This is a genomic window from Candidatus Limnocylindrales bacterium, assembly GCA_035559535.1.
Taxonomy (GTDB): Bacteria; Moduliflexota; Moduliflexia; order Moduliflexales; family JAUQPW01; genus JAUQPW01.
Genome location: DATMBG010000032.1, coordinates 38,235 through 57,952 on the forward strand (window position 1 = coordinate 38,235; position 19,718 = coordinate 57,952).

General features: G+C 44.5%; 13 protein-coding genes and 1 tRNA gene. 1 reads left to right on the forward strand and 13 read right to left on the reverse strand.

From position 1 onward, the window contains the following. Positions 1–6: 6 nt before the first annotated feature. The 5 genes from VNM22_10080 to VNM22_10100 all read right to left on the reverse strand — a co-directional run bounded on the left by VNM22_10080 (position 7) and on the right by VNM22_10100 (position 4,640). Positions 7–873: a sugar ABC transporter permease gene (locus tag VNM22_10080; protein HWP47498.1), complete on the reverse strand. Its 867-nt coding sequence runs from the start codon at positions 871–873 to the stop codon at positions 7–9. Between the two features lie 72 nt (positions 874–945). Then, entirely contained in the window at positions 946–2,310 is a 1,365-nt protein-coding gene (locus VNM22_10085; protein HWP47499.1) for a sugar ABC transporter substrate-binding protein, read from the reverse strand. A gap of 347 nt (positions 2,311–2,657) precedes the next feature. Then, positions 2,658–2,731, reverse strand: a tRNA-Arg gene (locus VNM22_10090). A 162-nt stretch (positions 2,732–2,893) separates the two neighbouring features. After that, complete coding sequence (locus tag VNM22_10095; GenBank protein HWP47500.1) at positions 2,894–3,967, reverse strand: type IV pilus twitching motility protein PilT; 1,074 nt, start codon at positions 3,965–3,967, stop codon at positions 2,894–2,896. Between the two features lie 85 nt (positions 3,968–4,052). Next, complete coding sequence (locus tag VNM22_10100) at positions 4,053–4,640, reverse strand: hypothetical protein (GenBank protein ID HWP47501.1); 588 nt, start codon at positions 4,638–4,640, stop codon at positions 4,053–4,055. A gap of 282 nt (positions 4,641–4,922) precedes the next feature. Here VNM22_10100 and VNM22_10105 point away from each other — a divergent pair, with 282 nt between their 5' ends. Then, the gene (locus tag VNM22_10105) at positions 4,923–5,600 is read left to right on the forward strand and encodes a response regulator (GenBank protein HWP47502.1); all 678 of its coding nucleotides are present in this window, start codon (positions 4,923–4,925) and stop codon (positions 5,598–5,600) included. A gap of 33 nt (positions 5,601–5,633) precedes the next feature. On the opposite strand, the gene VNM22_10110 is transcribed toward VNM22_10105, so the two are convergent. The 8 genes from VNM22_10110 to VNM22_10145 all read right to left on the reverse strand — a co-directional run bounded on the left by VNM22_10110 (position 5,634) and on the right by VNM22_10145 (position 19,709). Continuing rightward, positions 5,634–6,221 (reverse strand): NUDIX domain-containing protein, encoded by a 588-nt coding sequence (locus VNM22_10110; protein HWP47503.1) that lies wholly within the window; start codon positions 6,219–6,221, stop codon positions 5,634–5,636. Between the two features lie 77 nt (positions 6,222–6,298). Continuing rightward, positions 6,299–9,244 carry a hypothetical protein gene (locus VNM22_10115; protein HWP47504.1) on the reverse strand — a complete coding sequence of 982 codons (2,946 nt, stop codon included), beginning with the start codon at positions 9,242–9,244 and terminating at the stop codon, positions 6,299–6,301. A gap of 90 nt (positions 9,245–9,334) precedes the next feature. Then, positions 9,335–10,762 carry a 30S ribosomal protein S12 methylthiotransferase RimO gene (gene rimO, locus VNM22_10120; protein ID HWP47505.1) on the reverse strand — a complete coding sequence of 476 codons (1,428 nt, stop codon included), beginning with the start codon at positions 10,760–10,762 and terminating at the stop codon, positions 9,335–9,337. A 68-nt stretch (positions 10,763–10,830) separates the two neighbouring features. Beyond that, positions 10,831–13,050, reverse strand: a complete 2,220-nt coding sequence (locus VNM22_10125) for a YfhO family protein (protein HWP47506.1) — start codon at positions 13,048–13,050, stop codon at positions 10,831–10,833. Continuing rightward, a complete protein-coding gene (locus tag VNM22_10130) occupies positions 12,995–15,424 on the reverse strand; it encodes an STT3 domain-containing protein (protein ID HWP47507.1) in 2,430 nt (809 codons plus the stop codon). Before VNM22_10130 ends, VNM22_10125 begins: the two co-directional genes overlap by 56 nt. Before the next feature lie 161 nt (positions 15,425–15,585). Next, the gene (locus VNM22_10135; GenBank protein ID HWP47508.1) at positions 15,586–16,053 is read right to left on the reverse strand and encodes a prepilin-type N-terminal cleavage/methylation domain-containing protein; all 468 of its coding nucleotides are present in this window, start codon (positions 16,051–16,053) and stop codon (positions 15,586–15,588) included. A gap of 247 nt (positions 16,054–16,300) precedes the next feature. Next, positions 16,301–18,115: an O-antigen ligase family protein gene (locus tag VNM22_10140; protein HWP47509.1), complete on the reverse strand. Its 1,815-nt coding sequence runs from the start codon at positions 18,113–18,115 to the stop codon at positions 16,301–16,303. A 199-nt stretch (positions 18,116–18,314) separates the two neighbouring features. After that, complete coding sequence (locus tag VNM22_10145) at positions 18,315–19,709, reverse strand: sigma-54 dependent transcriptional regulator (GenBank protein ID HWP47510.1); 1,395 nt, start codon at positions 19,707–19,709, stop codon at positions 18,315–18,317. Positions 19,710–19,718: the final 9 nt, after the last annotated feature.

The following is a 19,718-nucleotide window of genomic DNA, read 5'->3' on the forward strand; positions in this document are numbered from 1 at the left end:
CCTTTGCTATATTCCTTCTTCTACCTTATAAATTTTAAAATAAATCGCCGCCGCTCCGGCCATGATTAAGAGCATCACCATGGCTACCGTTGCCCCAATTCCCGCCTGCCAGTAGGTAAATGTTTTCATGTAGGCATACAGGGGTAAGGTCCGAATATAAAGCCCAACGCCCTCGCCTCCGCCCATGAGCCAGACTGTATCAAACTTGGTAAACATCCAGATTCCCCGGAGGAGAATGATAATAAAGAGAACGGTTTTGAGTTGAGGAAGTGTAATGTAAAAAAATCGCTGAAGGGCCGAAGCTCCGTCCACTTTAGCGGCTTCATAGAGCTCCGGCGGAATAATCTGCAATCGGGCCAGAATCGTAAGAAATACAAAGGGAAAGAATTGCCAGACACTGACCAGGATCAGGGAGATCATAATGGTATCCTGCCCAAACCACCCAATGGGGTCTTTAATCAGATTAAGTGCCTGTAGCGTGTAATTAACCAGTCCATAGGTATCGTGAAGGAGCCACTTCCAGAGGAGAACTCCAACGATGGTAGGAACCAGATAAGGAAACAGAATCGCACCCCGAAAGAAGTTACGTCCCGGAAAACTCTCATGGAGGAGTAACGCAGCTCCAATTCCAATAACAAGCTGGAGAACCACCGTGACAAGGGAGTAGATGACTCCAAGTTTAAAACTCATCCAGAACTGGGGATCTTTCAAGACCAGTTCATAGTTTCGAAGCCCTACAAACTTCTCTCCTGGAAGAAATGCATGCTTATTTAGAAGGCTAAGCCAGACATTATAAACCACCGGATAGAGGGTTAAAGTTCCGATAACCAGCAGGGATGGGAGAAGGAGAAGAAAACCCGTGGATCTTCTCATAAGGTGTATAACCTAAAGGGTCAGGAGTCAGAATCAAAGAATTCTTTCAACTCCTTTTCTTCTGACTTCTGATTACCATTTCCTGTATCCCAGTTGTTCGATAAGTTCTTCGGCGGCTTTTTGAGCTTTCGCCGCCTCTTCTTCGGGCTGCCCCCCGGCGGTTACCCGTTGAATTAAATCGGCTACAATACCTGAGCCATCCAGCTCGGCCAGGAAGGGAAGGGTAGCATCGGCTTCAGAGACCATTCCGATAGGGGATGCTAACTTTTCATCAAAAATTTTCTGAGCCGTCTCCTGCCATTGGCTCCACTTCTGGATCGTGGGGTTATTCAAATATTCCGGCGATTTCGCTACAGATAAAAGAATCGGACTCAAATGAATGGGAACAGTATGAAGGAGTTTAATGTAGTTATCCTTTTGGTAATAAAGTTTGAGATATTCGACGGCGAGATCTCCGTATTTAGAAGAAGTAAAGATAGCCCAATTTTCCCCATCCAGAGGGGTAATTCCCACTTTTCCAGAAGGACCTACCTGTTTGAGACCGGTTGCAAAGTAATTTTGATTTTGCATTTCTTTGGGGGCATATTTCTCGATAAATCCGATGGTACGGGCGCCAGCCATGACGACCATGGCGACTTTCCCACTGGCAAATTGGGCCATTGTATCCAGGTAACCACGCCCCGACCAGCCGGGAGGGCAATATTTGCTCAATTCCTTTACAAAGTAGAGCATTTCAATAAAGGGTTTTTCTGTAAAGGCCGGACGCCAGGTTTCCGGGTCCACCCATCGCCCGCCATTGCTGGCCAGCCACTCCGCCGGAAGAACAAAGCCCATATAAAGACGCTCTCCCGGAAGGGTAATTCCATAACGATCTATCTTTCCATCTCCGTCGGTATCTTCCGTCAATTGCTTAGCCGCTTCAACAAGCTCAGCCCAGGTGGTCGGAATTTTAATCCCTTTTTTCTCAAACAAATCCTTCCGATAAATAAATAAATTCGCTCCAATCACATGGGCAATCCCGTAATAGTGGCCATCAAAATACTGAAGCTTTCGGACCAGCGGGGTAATATCTTCCTCCCCAATGGCCTGGATCACCTCATCTATAGGACGTAACAACCCCTTCTGGTAAAGAGACGCGGTGGCATAGGGTTGAAGTTCGGTTAAATCCGGGGGATCTCCTGCCGCAATGGCTGCAAAGAGTTTTGTATTCAAATCCCCCCACCCCAATGCTTCTACCTGAACCTTTACATCCGGGTATTTGGCCGTTAGTTGATTCCCTATTTCATTCATTATGGCAACGGTGTCCGGATTGACTTCCGTCGTCCAGACGCGAAGGATTTTTTCTGCTGCCCCCACCGTACAGCTTTGATCCAGATTTCCCCCCATAAAACCTAACCAGACTGAGAGGATGGTTTGAAGAAAAAGTCGTTTTTTCATGGAAACCCCTTCTTTAAAAGGAAGGTAAAATGAACTCCCCGTGAAAAGGTCACATCCAGGGTGGAACAATCCCCCATAATGGATTACCTTTCAACCAGGTCACCTCCTTAGGTTACCTTGATCGATCCCCTCTCAACACGAAAGGATATAAGGCCTAAAAAACTCTGATTAATAAATATTCTGAGATAGGAACTCTCCGGTTGTCAATATTTTCTCGTTGGGACTGAAAAGTTTTGTAGGATTCATTTAAAGGAAAAGAGTCGTCTTGAGGATTACAAATCTGGAATATCACCTGGATTGGAAGGGGAGTTACAAAGGGAAAGTTTAAACCGTGGAAAAAGTAAGGAAGCCCCCGAGAGGATTTGAACCTCCCCACAGGGATCCGGAGTCCCTTGCTCTATCCGGGCTGAGCTACGGGGGCCTAATTCTAATCCAATAATATCTTTCAATATATTACTTCGAGAAACCGGAACCGTCAACGGAAAAATATCTCCCTAACACCTTACGAAATACCTTACGAGATCCCAGGGAAATCCTTTTAAACAGGCCCCGCCGAAAGGATTAACTTCCTTAAGTCGGGGTTTTAGTCAAATAACAAAGCTCTCTTGAAATCCGCGGGATTATCCGATGCACTGAGTGCGGTTTCCAGGGTAATTTTTCCCGAATTGTAAAGCTCTGTTAAGGCCTGATCAAAGGACTGCATACCGTACTGGGATCGTCCGGCTTCAATCACTTCCTTGATAAGAGAGGTCTTTTCAGGTTCCTCGATATAAGCCTGAATAGTTTTGGTACTGATCAAGAGTTCCACGGCAACGACCCGCCCTTTTTCATCTTTTCGAGGCAGCAGACGCTGGGAGATGATCCCTTTGATATTGGCTGCGAGTTGGAGTCGAATTTGGAGTTGTTGATGGGGGGGAAAGGAATCAATAATACGGTTAATGGTACTCCCTGCATCGGTTGTATGCAAGGTACTCATAACGAGATGGCCTGTTTCGGCGGCTTTAATGGCGATACTGATGGTTTCAGTATCTCGCATTTCCCCGACCAGGATGATATCAGGATCCTGTCGTAAAGCGGCCCTCAAGGCCGTTGAAAAGCTCTCGGTATCTTTTCCCACCTCCCTTTGATTGATGGAGCAGAGTTTATCTTCGTACAAAAATTCTATAGGATCTTCGATGGTTATAATATGGGCTTTTTTGGTGGTATTAATATAATTAATCATGGAAGCCAGCGTGGTGGATTTACCACTTCCGGTAATGCCGGTGACCAAGATAAGCCCTCGCGGTTCCAGGGCTAATTCCTTGACTTTTGGGGGGAGTCCCAGTTCTTCGATGGAAGGAATGGTATAGGGAATAACTCTGAAAACCAGGGCAATACTCCCGCGCTGGCGAAAGAGATTAACCCGGAACCGGGAAATTCCAGGGATACTGTAGGAAGTATCATACTCGGATTTAGATTGGAATCCTTCCCATTCTCTGGGACTTAATAAACTTTTTGCCAGAATCTCGGTATCTTGTGGCGTTAATTTTCTAAAGTTAGCCGGAATCAATTCTCCTCTCGCACGTAACAAAGGGGGGCTTCCGGCTTTAAAATGTAAATCCGAAACATCTTCCTTCAGCAGGGAGATGAGAAGTTTATCAACTTGTGAAGAAGCCATAATTTTTACTCCCCATGTAAAGATTATTTAAACACGCTTCCTTTATTCCTTAACCGGATAGGGCTGGGCTATCTGGGACATAATTTTAGCGAGGGGGTGGCGGCGGGGGTGGTTTAGAAAGTGTAGTGGGACTCAAATCGATAAGAATTCCTCCGGTTATCTGAAAGCTGCCGGCATTATCGCCATCAAAATCCACAAAATTCCGACCCCCTTCTATGAAGAAATTAACCGGTCGATCTTCAAAGAACTTAATTCCTCCAAAAATTCTGACTCCAAACTCCGTACTGGAATTACTTTTTCCACTGGCAAAATCTCTATCAAAAAAATAAGGACCTAATCCGAGCCCTACATAGGGGGTCGTGCTATACCTGGGAAGAAAGTTATACTGGGCACTAAAAATAAGAGGAACAACCGTTACATCTCCCCCCAGCGTAGAGCTTTTGCTATCGGACGAATAATATTCCACACTAATTCCCAATTGCAACCCCAAGTTACTATCCAATCCGAGGACCCCACCTAACAGAAGATCGGTATCAAATTCACTGTTAAAAGGAGCCTCGCTGGGAATATAAGCCCCGGTTTTAAACCCTATCTCTATTTCAGCAGAAACAATCCTTACCCAACCGACCACTAAAAATAAAACCAACACCCAAAATCTCTCTATCCTTTGCATAAGTTATCTGTCTCCTGTTCGAGGGTATAAACGGTTTGTTAATGTTAAGAGGCGATCTCTTTTTATGAAACTACCAGCCACTCTAAATAAAGTCCCAGATTGTCAAATCGATGGAATTGTATTATCAGAAATCCCTATACCTGTCAAGGGATTCCTTTCTTAAACTTTATGGCTCTAAATTTAATTCTTGACTTTAGGGTCCATGTTCATTTAAAAATAGGTAGAAAAACTCCAAAGTATATGGTCTTGATAAGGTTTTATTACAACTCCGGAGGATAAATTATGCGTGATCCAGGGCAAACAGGTAAGTTCAATTTAAAGGATCAAGAAAAAGGTAAGGTTCTGGTTGCAGAGACCGTAGCTGAAATAAGAAGGGACATTAAAAATTTGTTAGAATCTAAAGGATTTGAGGTTATTACCGCTGAAGACGGAAAAGCTGCCATAAGTAAGGTTGAAGAAGATCGCCCTGAATTGATCATCGTAGATACCATGCTCCCCGGCATAGATGGGATTCAACTCTGTAAAGTTCTGAGAAACAAACAAGAAACCAGGCTTTTACCCATTGTTCTGCTAACTTCTAAAACGGGTCTGGAGGATAAAGCCCGGGGCTTTGAAAGTGGGGCGGATGATTATATTATAAAACCCTTCCATCCCTATGAGTTGTTAATTCGAGTAAGATCCCTCCTGGCTATGCGCAGGTTACAAATTCAGGCTTCCGAGTCGGAGAAACTTGCCGTAATCCGCGAACTATGCACGGCCCTGGAATTCGAGATTAGCCACTCTACCGATACCATTCTGAATTGTACGACTTATCTGGAAAATGCGCTTAAAACCCATCAAGACCCGGTGCTCCTCTCGCGGGCTCAAACTATTTCCTATCACACTTCCAGAATCAAAATGATGTTAAGTAAATTAATCGAAATTACCGGAGATCCCGACACTAAAGTCAGGTTGGAGTAGTGTGTAATTGTTAGGACCCATGGGGACAAAATTTTACGTTTTCTGGAGCAGGTTTTGTCGTATATACAAACTTTGTAAAGCAATAATGGTTTTACCATCACAGATCTCCCCGGTTTCTATCATCTGTAAGGCCTTTTCGAAAGGTAATTCCAGGAGTTGAATATCTTCATGCTCAGAAGCCAGACCTCCCCCCGGGTTAATCCGCTCGGCCTCATCTAAATACCCTAGATAGACCTGAATCGTTTCACAACTGCTACCGGGAGTTGGATAAAATTTACACAGGGGAATCAGGTTTTGTATACGGTAACCCACTTCTTCCAGAACTTCATCCCGGGCCGTCGTAAGAGGATCTCGCCCCTTGTCTTGAATTCCGGCTACAACCTCGATCAACCAGCCAGGTCCTCCGTGTAAGTAAGCAGCACAACGGAATTGTTTAATCAGCAAAACGGTATTTTTTTCTCGATGGTAAAGAAGAATGGCCACTGCATGGCCCCGATCAAGAACCAGACGCTCGACGACCTCGCTCATAGTTCCGTCAAACTTTTCATGGCGGAAAATCACTTTATCCAACTTAAAATAACCGTCATACTCTCGTTGGATCTGTTTTATTTCAACTTTCACAATCTGTAGTCTACCATCCGTTGTCCGTTGATTTTTACTTTTTCCCTAACTCATAACGGACAACAGACAGAGATTTTTTAGAGTTCTCCCATCAATTGAATGGATTGGATTTCAACCAATCCTCCCCCAGTTCCTAAATCCAGGCGGAGTCCTGTAATTTTATTAACCCAAACCCATGCCGGTAAAGAGGATAGCTGAATGACATAGGGATGAAAGGTTCCATCTGCCCGGAGACTGAAAACAAGACTGCTTTGGCTGTTAAAACCCCTTTGATCGACGGCCCAGAGTAGCTGCCCTTGCTTTCCTTGATGGACCCTCATATTTACAATAAAATAAGTGACAGGTTTTGGATCTAGTCCGTCCACCTCCCATTCTATTCCTTGATTTACCAGACGTACTCCATCCCCCGGGAATTTCCACTCCTTGAGGATCCGATGACCGGGTAAAATTTCTTCCAGTCGATCTCTTCCCCACAAAAAGGGAACATAACCAAAATCCACAGCATGAAAGAGATAAGATCCATAAGATTCTTCCACGGCCTGGATGGTACCGGGTTCTAAAAGGATAAAGTTAGCTATCCGGGCAGCCGGTTTATAATGCCGGAGCAGATAATGGGAGAGGAGATAATGTCGTAAGTAGGTATCTACTCCGTCTATCTCGTCCCAATGGGTTTGGGAACGAAAGATAATAAATTTGGGAGGGTGCTGCTCCAAATCCCGGATCACTTCCCTCTGTTGCTCCTCGGTAATAACAAGCTGGGTCAGAGCATAACGGGTCGGATTCTTTCTATCTGCAAGAAAATAAAAGGCTCCATGATTGGTAAAGTCCCAGATATAATCCGTTGGGAGGGTCATTTTTGCAAAAAAATTAAGTACCTGTGCCATAGTATGGGCTTGTTCGGGTGAGAGAAAGAGTTGACCCAATCTGGGCTCTGAGACCCTGATACGTCCTGTTACCTGAATAGAGTTTTTGGTAGAAAATCGACTCAGTTGATCAGGCAAGGTTGTTTTTCCTTCCCGTCGGGTTGGCGTTGGAATAAATAAAGAGGCTGCTAAGAAGAGATAAATCAAGGCATACCTTGGATGGAACCGAACCGCTTTGGTGAGTAAAAATAACAATAAAATCCACCCGAAATGGCTTCCCATCAAAGCATGTCCGGAATCTGAGCGATCCAATCCTCGTTTATAATAAACAATATTAACTAATAAAAGAAGGATTAGAATCCAATCTTCAGGTGAAGTCCATTGTCCGGCCCTTAGTTTAAATCTTAACAGAACGAGGACCAATAAAATAAGAAGGGGGAGGAGATAGCCTTCCCAAAAATCATAATGATCGTTAATACCCAGAATGAGCGTTTTAAAAGGAAGGGAACTCCAGTGATCATAGGCTCTGAAGATTTCCTTGTAAGTAGAAATAAAGGGCTCCCAGGCCTTTAGTTTGATAAGATATATGGCAAAGGGGACAAAGCTGATCCAAAGGGTTAGGGTATAAATAAAAACCGGTTTCCATCCTTTTCCCCTCTCCTTTTTCCACATTCCCAATCCCAGGAGAATCCCTAGGCCTCCTTCTGCCAGAATAACTGCGAACCCTGTATCGTTGGCAATAAGAAAGCTTAAAAAGGCTGTAAAAGCCGAAAGGCATAAATACCAGGTTCGATGATATCTTAGATACGCAACGGTCCATAAAAGGCTCAGGTTAGCAATCAGGGTTCTCTCAGTGGCAAGGATAGGAAATAGCCCTGTTAAAATCAGAGAAACCAATAAAAGCGCCCCTTCATAAGGAAGGCATAAGAGTCCCAGATAGTAATAAGAAACGACGGCTAAAGGACTTATAATATTTTCCAGAATTCGGAATCCTTCAAGGGATTGCCCAAAAAGCTTGAATCCAAGGAGAGGCATTCCGATATCGGCAAACAAGCCGTGAACGAAAAAGATATCTTTATAGGGAATTTTTCCATCCAGAAAAGCCCGGGCGGGGACCAACTTTTCCCCTTCATGAAAAAAATCCACGTCTCGCTGAATATTGGGATGAAAGAAAAGAGAATAAATGAGGATCGGAAACAAACCCCAGAAGAAGATTTTCAAAAAAAGTCCTTTAGGATCCCCTGTTCCTGGATTCCGGATAACCCAAATCCAAATGGCCGTGGAAACCACAAGGGTTACAAGGATTAAGAGGGACCTGTGATAAGGGACGTTATACCACTCCAAGACTTTACCATCCTGGATATATTCTGCCCAGAAGAGGGTTTCCAGGGATAAAATAGCAAAAGGTAAAAAGGTTAGAGCGATCTGAGGGAGAACTTCAGATCTGGATTGGGATTTACGTTGGGCAATAAAATGAGAAACAAGCCACCAAACGATCCAGCTCGAACCTCCCATAGCCAGCAGGATCCAGAAGCTGTATACTTCCAGAATACTTGAAGAATCGAAACGTCTTCGACCGGGCATTGCAAGAAGAAAGAGACCGGGACAGGTTCCAAGCAAAAAAACCCCTAGGGATATCAAGAAGAGATCCCGTTTTTTATTATAGTTTTCATAAAAAAAGGGTATCAGAAGGTTTATGCCGATAAAAGCGAGACCCAGGGTGAGAACGATGGGGCTTAGAAAGAATTCTTCATTACGATAAGGTGCATAAAAAAGTAGGGGAACTAAAAACCAGATGGCGTAACTGAATGCCGTAAGTTTTAAATTTTCTGGGGGGGTTATAGAACAGAATTTCTGTTGAAAGGCGGTTAGAGGAAACCAAAGCAGATAGCCGAAGAAAGTTATCAGGGGAACGATTAAGAGGGTTAACAGATACAGGAAGGATTCACGCTGCTCAGGGTAGAGGCGGAGGGCAGCAAAGCCTACGGTTCCTTTATAAGAGTGGTACTCGAAGGGAAGAATCTCTTGGAGAATGAGGAGGATCCCCAATCCCGAAAAGAAACTTCCTATAAGGACAATAGCCTGCCAGAGCGTTAAGTCATATTTTTTAGCTTCTTCGCGAAGGAAGGTTACGGACTTTAAATCCAGTTGGGCAAACATGTATTGAGTGCCAGGAAAGAACCAGCTTGTCTCCCTTCCCAAAACCTCGGGAGAAGGGTTAGAGGTGAGAATCTGACCGGCTATCGTTTATTAAAGGATTCTTCCGGCCAGATCGTAGGTATAGGCGTTGGTAATCTCCACGTCTTCCAGTCTTCCCTGCTCAGTCTGGCCCTCGTTGAGGTAAACGACGCCATCAATTTCGGGGGCCTGATTCTGCATCCGTCCTACCAACAGGAGAGGGGTTTCCGGGGACACGCCATCAACCAGAACACGTTGCTTGGTTCCTATCAGGGCTTTATTTTTCTCTCTGGAGATAGCCGCCTGTATCTTCATCAGCCGTCGGTATCGTTTATCCTTAACTTTAGCCGGTACCTCGTTTTTAAGGGTTGCGGCAACGGTTCCTTCTTCTTTAGAGTATTTGAAAACCCCCACCCGATCAAATTGCGTTTCTTGAACAAATTCCACCAGTCGTTCAAAGGCTTCTTCGGTTTCTCCGGGAAATCCTACAATAAAGGTAGTTCTTAGCGAAACTCCTGGAATTGTTTCCCGTATAGTTTGAATTAATTCCTTTATTTTTTTAGAAGAGCTGGGTCGATTCATGGCCTTGAGTAGGGCATCGTCAATATGTTGTAAGGGAAGGTCTATATACTTACAGATTTTAGGTTCCCGGGCGATGGTTTCCATAAGGGGCTTTCTAAGGGTCGTCGGATAGGCATATAAAAATCGAATCCATTCAATTCCATCCACCCGGACCAATTCTTCCAGAAGACGGGAAAGGGTTACCTCTTTTCCCTGGTCTTTTCCATAGGCGGTTGTATCCTGGGCAATCAGGTTAATCTCTTTAACCCCCTGGTCTGCCAGGCGTTTTACTTCTTCGACTACCGATGAAATCGTTCTACTTCGGAACCGTCCGCGCATAGAAGGAATAGCACAAAACGTACAGGTATAATCACATCCTTCGGCAATCTTAACATAAGCCGTGTGGGGAGGCCCTAAATTGACCCGTGGAGTAGTATGATTATAAAGATACGTGGATTGGTAAGCTCCTTGAGAAATAAGGTTAAGGGATAAACGGTGGGTCCGCTCTTCAGAAGAATGTTTGCCTGTTAACTCATCACAAACCCTGGCGATGTGAGGGATATCGTCCAGCCCCAGGAAGACATCGACTTCTGGAAGCTCTCTGGCCAGATCCTTGGGGTACCGCTGGACCAGACAACCCGTTACAATGAGATATCGGCATTGACCCGCTTCCTTCCATTGAGCGACTTCTAATATGGTATCGATAGATTCCTCTTTAGCCGGGTTAATAAAGCCACAGGTGTTTACAATGATAATGTCTGCATTGGCTTCGGAAGTCAGCTCATAATTCGCTTCCCGAAGGAAGCCTGCCATAACTTCGGCATCTACCGTATTCTTGGCACATCCTAACGTGATAATCCCAACCTTTTTCATCGTTAAAAGAATACAAACTTTCCAGGCTTTTTTCAAGCGAAATTCTTTACCATGTAACTGTAACAATTTCTTACGAAAATCGTCTTACGATTTTCATGCTTCGTGAGGCCCTGAGAGGAATATCAAGCTCTTTACTATTCGGCGCGCTTCTGGATCCTCACCTTTTGAAAGAAATGGGCACAGATCCAAACCCCTGAAATCAGAAGGGTCAGTAAGGTTAAAAATAATCCCAGCTTATATGAAGTGGGTTCATATCGAAATTGTACCACATGTTCTCCTTTCGGGATTTTCACGGCCCGTTGTATATAGTTTGCCCGCCGGATCTCAACTTCTGTCTTATCGATAAAGGCTTTCCAGCCGGGATAAAAGGTCTCTCGTAAAAGGAGTAAACCCTCTGTAGGACGCTGCGTCTGAAGGGTTATCCGAGTAGGATGATATTCTCTGATAAGGACAGGATTCAACTTCTCGGATTCCAGCACCGCAGATTCACGTGTAGAAAGCTCCCCATTTTGAACGGTGGATTTTGAAGAGGGTGCTAAAATGACGTGATGAACGGGATCAAAGTTCTCCTGGATCATATTATTGAGCACATCTATTTTACTTTCCAGGTAAGCCACAGGAATTACCCAATTTGCCCTCGGAGCAAATTTTTTAAGGCGATAAACCCAAAACCTGGGTTCTTCAGAGAGGAAAGCCACTTCCAGGTTTTCGTTTTCTAGGGGTTCAAAGGTCAGCAGAAAGGCTGCATTGAGCATTTCAAGAAGTTTAATCCTCAGAGGTAAAGGGGTGAGCTCAATAGCTTTCAGGATAGTATGGTAATGGGCCAGTCCTGCAGGTACGAATCCTTCTACATCGGAAATATGATAGAGCATGCCGATATTGGATTCCAGGGTATCCCTCTGTCCGTACATATTACGATAAGATGCTGTACCGAATATATCCGTAAGGGGAGAGGGACGATAAATGCGGAATGGTTCGTCTTCTGATTTCTCCTGCTCTAAATAAGAAACCAGAAGGGGTCTCTCCAGATAGAGTGTCTCATCGGCCAGGGAAATAACCCGGCTGTTGACCCGGTATAAATCCAGGATAACCAGCAGAAGAAGACTCGGGAAAATAAAACGGATTTTGGGAAAGGTACCAATATAACCGGTACCTACACGGCATCGCTTCAAAACCTGATCTGCTCCAAATCCTGCCAAAGCAGCTCCGGCAAAGGTTGTCCAAAAAAGATATTTCTCCGGGTTCGGGATCATCCGAAATAAGGGAATCGTTTCGTAAAGGAAATAATAAAAAGGTGTGTATTTACCCATGGCCAGGATTAAGGAGAACAGAAAAGAGAGGGTCAGAAAAAGGGTAGTTTTGCTTCTTTGGGAGAAGATCCCCAACAAAAGGGATGGCAAAAGGAGAGCTCCCAAATATACACTGGGAAATAAAACGATTCCATCGGAAAAAAAGGATCTTCCCCAGAAAGACTCTGGAGGATTCAAGGTGCCTAAAAGATTCGGTATGAAAAATTCCAGAATTCTTATGGGATGAAAAGAAAATTTGGTTAAATACGCATAGTCTGCCTCCTGGCTCCTTAAAGCAAATTGAACCAATTCCAGCGTAGGTAAGAACTGTACCATAGAGAAACCAAGGGCATAACTAACTATCCCGATTAGCTTCAGAATGATCTCCCTGCCCCTTTCCCGGACATAGAGACCTGCGTATCCTACAAGGGCCAGGCCGGTTAACATGACAGGGACGAAATCTCCTCCCAGCAATTGAAGAGCCAAAACCATACCAGCTCCCAAGGGAGGAAGGATAGATCGACCCTGTAGGGTCTTTTCAAAGAAATAGATAACCAGAGGAAGCCAGGACAGGGGAAATAAAATGTTTAAGTAGCTAATCGAGGAAATGGTAAAACCCCCATAGGTGAAAATAATGGCCGAAAAAAGAGAGGCTTCCAGAGATAATCCCCAATTTCTGGCCAGAAGGTACATAAACATTGAGGAGAGAAAGTAGGTCAGTACCAGGAGTAAGGTATATCCATAGGGAAAAGATAAGAAATAGAAAATAAAACTTACAGGGTGGAAAACGGCCGGTTCCAGAGTAGCTAAATGGGGAACACCAGATAAGACGTAAGGGTTCCAGAGAGGAAGGTATCCGGCTTGAATCGCTTCCTTATTAAAGGAAACCATAGGATAAAAAAAGGGAAGAATATCTTTTTGATGGAAGACTTTCCCCAAAAAAAGAGGTTTGTGAAAAAACAAAAGGAGGGTAAAGAGTAAAAGGAAAAAAGCTAAAGGAGAGCCCTGTCTATTCACAGGCCCTTTCCAAAATAATGTCTTTTCCACGTCTAATGGCTTCTTCATCGACTTGAACTTGCTGAAGTCCTGTGTCACATTTTAGCAGGTAAAAATCAGAAGTATGAATAGAAGCTATGGACTTATCGGTTGAATAGGGAACGGTAAACTTGAAATTTCCCGCCATATCGCTCCTGGTAACATTCAAATAGGAGAATATCCGTTGTTGATTCGTTTGAACCTTGAGAAGGATGGATACAGGAATCTCTGCCCTGGTTTTACCGATAATACGAGCGCCTGGTACATACTCAAACACCTTAATCCAGTGAACCGGTCGTGGCCTTCCTTCAGATAAAATCGTGTCGGACTCGTATAAGAGCCTGTAGTGTTCCAGCGCAGGAATCCATTTTTCTCTCTTAATGGCGGTTCCATCAAACTCATAGAGCCTTGTTTGCATCAAAGAATAAAATCGTTCAGTGGGAATAGCGAGCTGGGTCTGCCCGGACTCTTGAGGCAACGTTTTCATTTCAAAATAGGTGGCCGGATTTAACCCTATGGCTGCTGCATAACGAGGAAAGGCCCGAAGAAGATCAGAAACCAGGATATAACGGGCTTTTTTTTCGGTCAAGATTTGATTGGCCGTATCTTCATCCTCTGCCAAAAAAAACCGGGTGGATTCTTCAAAGGCGTAACCGTCATTGTCGGCTATTGCAGGTCGGTGTCCAATGTAGTTAATCCAACGACCAAAAGACCAATTGGCCAGAATTCCATATTGAGGTTGTTGGCGCAAACTGTAAAAATCCCCAGGTTCCGGAGAGAGTTGTTTGAGTTGGAGAAGGGTCTGATAGATATCTCGGGGAGGCCCCACAGGCAACTTAGAAAGCCCGGACAGATATTGCAAACCCGGGAAAAGAATCCAGATAACCATAGCAAAAAGTACCCCAAGACCTGTTTTTTGTTCAACCAAAATCTGAAAAAAGGGACTCTTTGTTTTCCATAAATTCCCATAGGCTTGCAGAAGGCGAAAAAACTTTTCAACAAAAAATCCGAGATAAATAGAACAAACTACAGAAAACAGGTACGTATAACGATGCTGAAAGAGGGCCATGAATCCACTCAAAAGTGTCCAGGCGAGGAGAAAAAAAAGTCTGTAAAAATCACCTGAAGGGCTTTTTTTAACCTTTACGGCGAAATAGACCCAGAAAAAGGGTACCAAATAAAAAATTCGAGAGAGAACTTTTTCTGCATAGGAAGTATCGAAGGAACCTTCGATAAAGAAAAGGGGTTTGTATTCTGAAATAGTTTGTATCCAGGCCTTTGAAGAAGACTGGATAACTTCATTCTCCCTTAAAACGGTTTCATCGGTTCTATTGGCCAGATAGATAGCTCCTTTCAAAATAGATGATCCCAGGAGCAGCGTAAGGGCCAGGAGAGAAAGACTTAGCAAAATAGCCGGTAAAATCATCCTTCGCCTCTGTTCCTTTGGCTTCTGTCTAAAAGAACCCATCAGGGACAGGAGGAGGATCAGAATCAGGCAAAGGAGGGTAAAAAAGAAATGGAACCAGGAAAACGTGACATAGGAGAGGATGGTAAACCGACCTGAATTCCAGAGATACCAGAAGGTTACGGTACCTATGAACAGAAGGGCAAGGAGATAAGCCTTGACGATTTCACGGAGAAGAGAGGTATCAAGCTTTTTTCTAAAAGCTTGATATCCCAGATAGATCAGAAGGTAAAGGGTTATAAACCCTATAAAAACTACGGATCCCTGCCAGACCAGAATGCAACCGGCCATTCCAATCCCCAGGAGTCGGGACGCGGGGACGCGTCCCCCTACCTCCGGGTCTTCGAAGCGAGAGATCAGTCTGAGGAGTGCTACAAACGTAAAGGTTGAACAAAAAACCTCAGCCAGATGCTGATCCGTCATTCCGATGGTCGAAATGGTAACATGAGCCGGAAGTACGGCGAGAAATAGAGCACTGTAGAGGCCGATGGTAGAATTAAAAATTTCCCGGGCTAATAGATAAATCGGAAAAATGGTCAGAGCACCTATAATCGGAGGGACCAAAGCTCCAACAACCTCGGTAAGATAGGTAGAAGGATTTCCCAGTCCAACTACCTTGGCAATCAAGGCAATAAAAAAATCGAAGAGAGGCGGCCAGATAATGTATCCGCCATGGGGATAATTGGTATAAGGATCAAAGGCAGGTACCGTTGGAAAGTATTGGACCGTCAAGAGAACCCGTTTCATGTGATAGTAAGCATCCGGTCCATCAAAAAATACGGTATTCCCTTTAAAAACCGCGGGATAGGGAAGAAGTCGGATGAAGAGGGCCAGGATAAAAACTAAAACGAGTCTTGTCGCTAACTTCCTTTGAGAAAAGGAAGGAGGTCTGGGGGAGATTAAGAAGTCATCTATAGATTCTTGAACAGTGCGTTTCAAAAACCTGGGTTTACGTCATGGCTCCGTATCATCTATAGAAACGTCGTACATGGCGTTTTTACCAGAAAGAGTATTTAGTTGTTATTGGATAGATCATTCTAACAAAATTTAAAGAAGGCACAGCAGCAAAAACCTGCTGTGCCGGATATAAAGATATAAAATTAAGTTCCTGAATCTGGGGATGCGATGAAGATTCCGTTACTGATCATCAAGTCATGGTCCCAGTTCCGATCATTACGAGTAGACGGAGTATTGATGGCACCGTCTCGCCCAGGACTTATAAGGGTGTAGGCATCTTTCGCTGTGGTCGTATAGACGAATGTATTCCCCCATCCATCTTGATCGGGAATCGCAGCTATATATGTGGGGACTAAGCTCGAGATAAAAGCACTACCTGAAGCAGCCGGGTTACCGGAGTATTGAATGGCAATGCTTGCGTCCTGCATGTACTGACCCACTGCATTGGCGATCGTCTTCATGTCACCCATGGTTCGACGTTGCTTGGCCCTTTGGGTGGCATCCAAGAGGTTAGGGATCGCTATAGCTGCGATGATACCGATAATGGCCACGACAATCAACAATTCGATTAAAGTAAAGCCGTGTTCGTTCTTTCTCAATTTCATTAGCATACAATATTTCCTCCTTATCAAAAGGGAACAAAGTTAATTTCTCACCGATAACAACACAGCTTTATGGAGTGCAGAATATATGCCAGGGGAAAAAAGATCTGTAGCAGGGTTCCTGGAAAAGCTCTCCTTTGGGAATTCACGGGGAAGAGATAGGCGTTAAAGGAAAAAGAATTGAAGGAATAAGGGGAGGGTATCTGACAATTATTGTAGAAATTGAGTGACGTATTTTGTCGACTTTCGACTCCATCTAATTCCTGATCGAATACTTCTCTAAAAGAGCCGTTACCTCTTCTAATTTCTTCTGATAAGAAATCCGTAAGGGAAATAACTCCACGGCCCTTTTCGTTTCAACGTAAGCACCGGCCAGATCTCCTTTCAGAAGGTACGCCTCTGCCAGATAAGCATGAAACCTGGGTACTCTAGGGTCCAGTTCAATAGCTTTTTGAAAGGCCTGAGTAGCTTCTTCGGGTCTTTTCAACTCCAGGAGTAACACCCCGGAGATTTCTTGCAACGAAGGACTTTTCGGATTATAAAAGAGGGCTTTTTGAGCCGTCTCATAAGCCTTTCCAAGATCCTTCTGCTCCCAACTCTCCTTAATCTGCTGGAGGTAACCCCGGGTAAGATAGAGTTGGGTGTTGACGGTGAAAAGATACAAACTCAGACCGACGAGGGAGAGATGAAGAATATAAAGGGGTATGGAAGTATGGGAGGGTGGGAGGATGGGGGGATGGGAGTGTGGAGGGATGGGGGGGTGAAGATCTGTAGAAGATCCTCCCATCCTCCCACCCTCCCATACTTCCATCCTCCTACACCCCCATCCTCCCACACTCCTGTTCCCCCCCAGCCCCAGCAGCATAAACCCCATCAATCCCAGGGAAGGCACATAGAGATCGTAATCCATAAGATTATGAAAACAAAAGCATAGTCCGGCCAGAAAAAGACCCTGAACTAAAATCCGGTTATCCCCATCGCCAAGAGCAGTTAATCTGGTAAGTCCTCGGAGTATCCAGACTCCGGCAGCATAACAGATGGCTAAGAGTCCGGGCAGGCCGAGTTCTGACCCGATTTGGAGGTAAGAATTATGGACGAAGTTAGCCTCATTGGCGCCGGGGAGCATGTATTGAGGGTATATAATTTTAAAAGTACCCAATCCGGCTCCGGTCCATGGATAATCCATAAGGATAGAAAGGGCGCTTTTCCAGTTTAGAAGCCTTAAATAGGCCGGATGACGAGGGTCGTTTAAATCCCAAAGATAGATGCCCCGGCTATAGCCAATTAAGGTCAGGACCATAAAGATCCCCAGACAAAAAACCATAAGATTCACAGCCTTTTTAAGAATCCCCTTTTTATCGATCCCTGTTGGTTTAAATAGGGGTAGAAAGGATTCTTTTTTGAGGTTTAGAAAGGACCCTGCCGGGGAACCCAGGAAAGAATAGGATAAAGTCAAGGTCAGGGCAAATAGCAAAGAAAGCCAGGCTCCATAGGATTTTGTTAAAAATAATCCGATAAAATTAACTCCCAGAGCAAGAATCCAACCGATGCGTTTCCATAGAGTTGGCGTCAGCCGGATCAAGGCCCAATTAACCGGAATGATCAGGATAAGATATCCGGCCAGATGGGAGGGCAATAAAAAATGAGAAAAGATTCTCCCGGATAAATCGGCCACCCGATTTTTCATCATCTCCAGAGTGAAGGGATCGAACTCTTGAGCATATTCGGTCAGATAAGGTAGGTAAGCAGGGTAGCGATAGAATTTTTGAAAAAGGCCATCTAAGGATACCAGGACGGCTATAATAACCAGGAACTGACAAATCCTTTTTATTAGGTGTTTAGAAAAATAAGATTGGTTTATCAAATCGTAGAGGACGCAGTAAAGGAAAAAATCGAGAAAAGTCGATCGACTGGTAGAGGGGCTTAGGCTCCAGAGAAAGGATAGAAGCCCCCATCCTGACCCCAGGAATAGAAATTTATTCCAAAGGATAGGATCCTTTGAGGTATCCGGTTGAATTAAGCCCCGCATTCCTCTTATACAGACATATCCTAAGATAGAAGCTCGTACCATGAAGGGGCCGATTTCTTCGGAAGGGTATAGGGGAAGGATTCCTATGGGGATTAAAACCAAAAGGATCAGGAGTGGATCTGTGGGGGAGGGCCGGGTAGCCGGCAAATTTTCCGATGTAAAACCTTCCACGTGTAGATTTTAACGTAAGAGCAACCTGTAGTCGCTCATACCCATCGATGAATTTCTATAAGTCTGGAGTTTAAAAAGGTTTCTCAGGCTTATCGATATCGAACTTATCTAATCGGTACCGAAGGGATCTAAAGCTTAAGTGGAGCATTTTAGCAGCCTGTTTTTTCACCCAACCGGATTTTTGCAGAGCCTTCATTAAAAGGCCCTTTTCGACTTCATTTACAATATTTTCCAGATCGACCCCTTCCGGGGGGATATCCGGAATGAAAGGTTTAATCCGGGTGGATAATCCCCGTACACTATCCGGTAGACTATTTACCGAGATGACAGAACCGGATTCCAAAGCAACGGCACGTTCAATGGCATTTTCTAATTCTCGGATATTACCGGGCCAGTCGTAATCCATGAGCACCTTCATAGCCTCATCGGTTATGCCTGAAAAGGTTTTACCCAGTTCCTCACCATACTTTCTCAGAAAATGATTAACCAACAAGGGAATGTCTTCCTTTCTGTTTCTGAGGGGTTCAATATAGATGGGGATTACGTTGAGTCGGTAGAAAAGATCCTCCCGGAACGTGCCCTCCTGAACCATTTTTTCCAGATCTTTATTGGATGCAGCGATAATTCGGACATCTACTTTAATATCTACGGTTCCCCCGACCCGCTTAAATTGTCTATCTTGCAGAACCCTCAAGAGCTTTACCTGGATGGTTGGGGTTGTCTCTCCAATTTCATCCAGGAAGAAGGTTCCTCCATCTGCCAGTTCAAATAACCCTTGCTTGTTTGCAATGGCTCCTGTAAAGGCACCTTTCATATGTCCAAAAAGCTCGCTTTCTAGAAGGTGTTCTGGAATGGCTCCACAATTTACCGTAACAAAAGGCTTGTTTCGTCGGGGACTGTTCTGATGAATGGCTCTAGCTACGAGTTCCTTTCCGGTCCCACTCTCTCCCAGGATCAGTACAGTACTTCGATTATAGCTGACCTTCTCAATCATTTTTAGAACCCGCTGAAGGGCCGGGCTTTCACCAATGATAGCTGCCGAGGTATGCTTGGACTCCAGTTCTCGTTTAAGGTACCTGTTTTCTTCAGATAACCTTTTGCGTTCCAAAGCATTTCGAACGATGAGCTTGATTTCTTCCACCTCGAAAGGTTTGGAGATATAATCAAGGGCCCCCTGTTTCATAGCTTTAACCGCGTCTTGGGTTGAAGAGAAAGCCGTAATCATAATGACCAGGGTTTCAGGAGATAACTCTTTAATGGTTTGTAGGACCTGGAGTCCATCTACCCCGGGCATTTTAATATCGGTAATGACGAGATCGAAAATGTCTTTTTGAATGGCTTTGATGGCCTGATTTCCATCTTCCACCACCGTCACCTGGTAACCCTCTTTTTTTAGCATGATGGCCAGGAAATCCCTCATGCTCCGCTCATCATCTACGACTAGAATTGAAAAGGTCTCATCCATGGAAATTCG

Excerpts from the sequence above, each read along its gene's own strand:
- VNM22_10145 (HWP47510.1), bottom strand. The coding sequence starts at position 19,709 with ATGGATGAGACCTTTTCAATTCTAGTCGTAGATGATGAGCGGAGCATG.
- VNM22_10095 (HWP47500.1), bottom strand. The coding sequence starts at position 3,967 with ATGGCTTCTTCACAAGTTGATAAACTTCTCATCTCCCTGCTGAAGGAA.
- VNM22_10105 (HWP47502.1), top strand. The coding sequence starts at position 4,923 with ATGCGTGATCCAGGGCAAACAGGTAAGTTCAATTTAAAGGATCAAGAA.
- VNM22_10125 (HWP47506.1), bottom strand. The coding sequence starts at position 13,050 with ATGAAGAAGCCATTAGACGTGGAAAAGACATTATTTTGGAAAGGGCCT.
- VNM22_10140 (HWP47509.1), bottom strand. The coding sequence starts at position 18,115 with ATGGTACGAGCTTCTATCTTAGGATATGTCTGTATAAGAGGAATGCGG.
- VNM22_10080 (HWP47498.1), bottom strand. The coding sequence starts at position 873 with ATGAGAAGATCCACGGGTTTTCTTCTCCTTCTCCCATCCCTGCTGGTT.
- VNM22_10085 (HWP47499.1), bottom strand. The coding sequence starts at position 2,310 with ATGAAAAAACGACTTTTTCTTCAAACCATCCTCTCAGTCTGGTTAGGT.
- VNM22_10135 (HWP47508.1), bottom strand. The coding sequence starts at position 16,053 with ATGCTAATGAAATTGAGAAAGAACGAACACGGCTTTACTTTAATCGAA.
- VNM22_10100 (HWP47501.1), bottom strand. The coding sequence starts at position 4,640 with ATGCAAAGGATAGAGAGATTTTGGGTGTTGGTTTTATTTTTAGTGGTC.
- VNM22_10115 (HWP47504.1), bottom strand. The coding sequence starts at position 9,244 with ATGTTTGCCCAACTGGATTTAAAGTCCGTAACCTTCCTTCGCGAAGAA.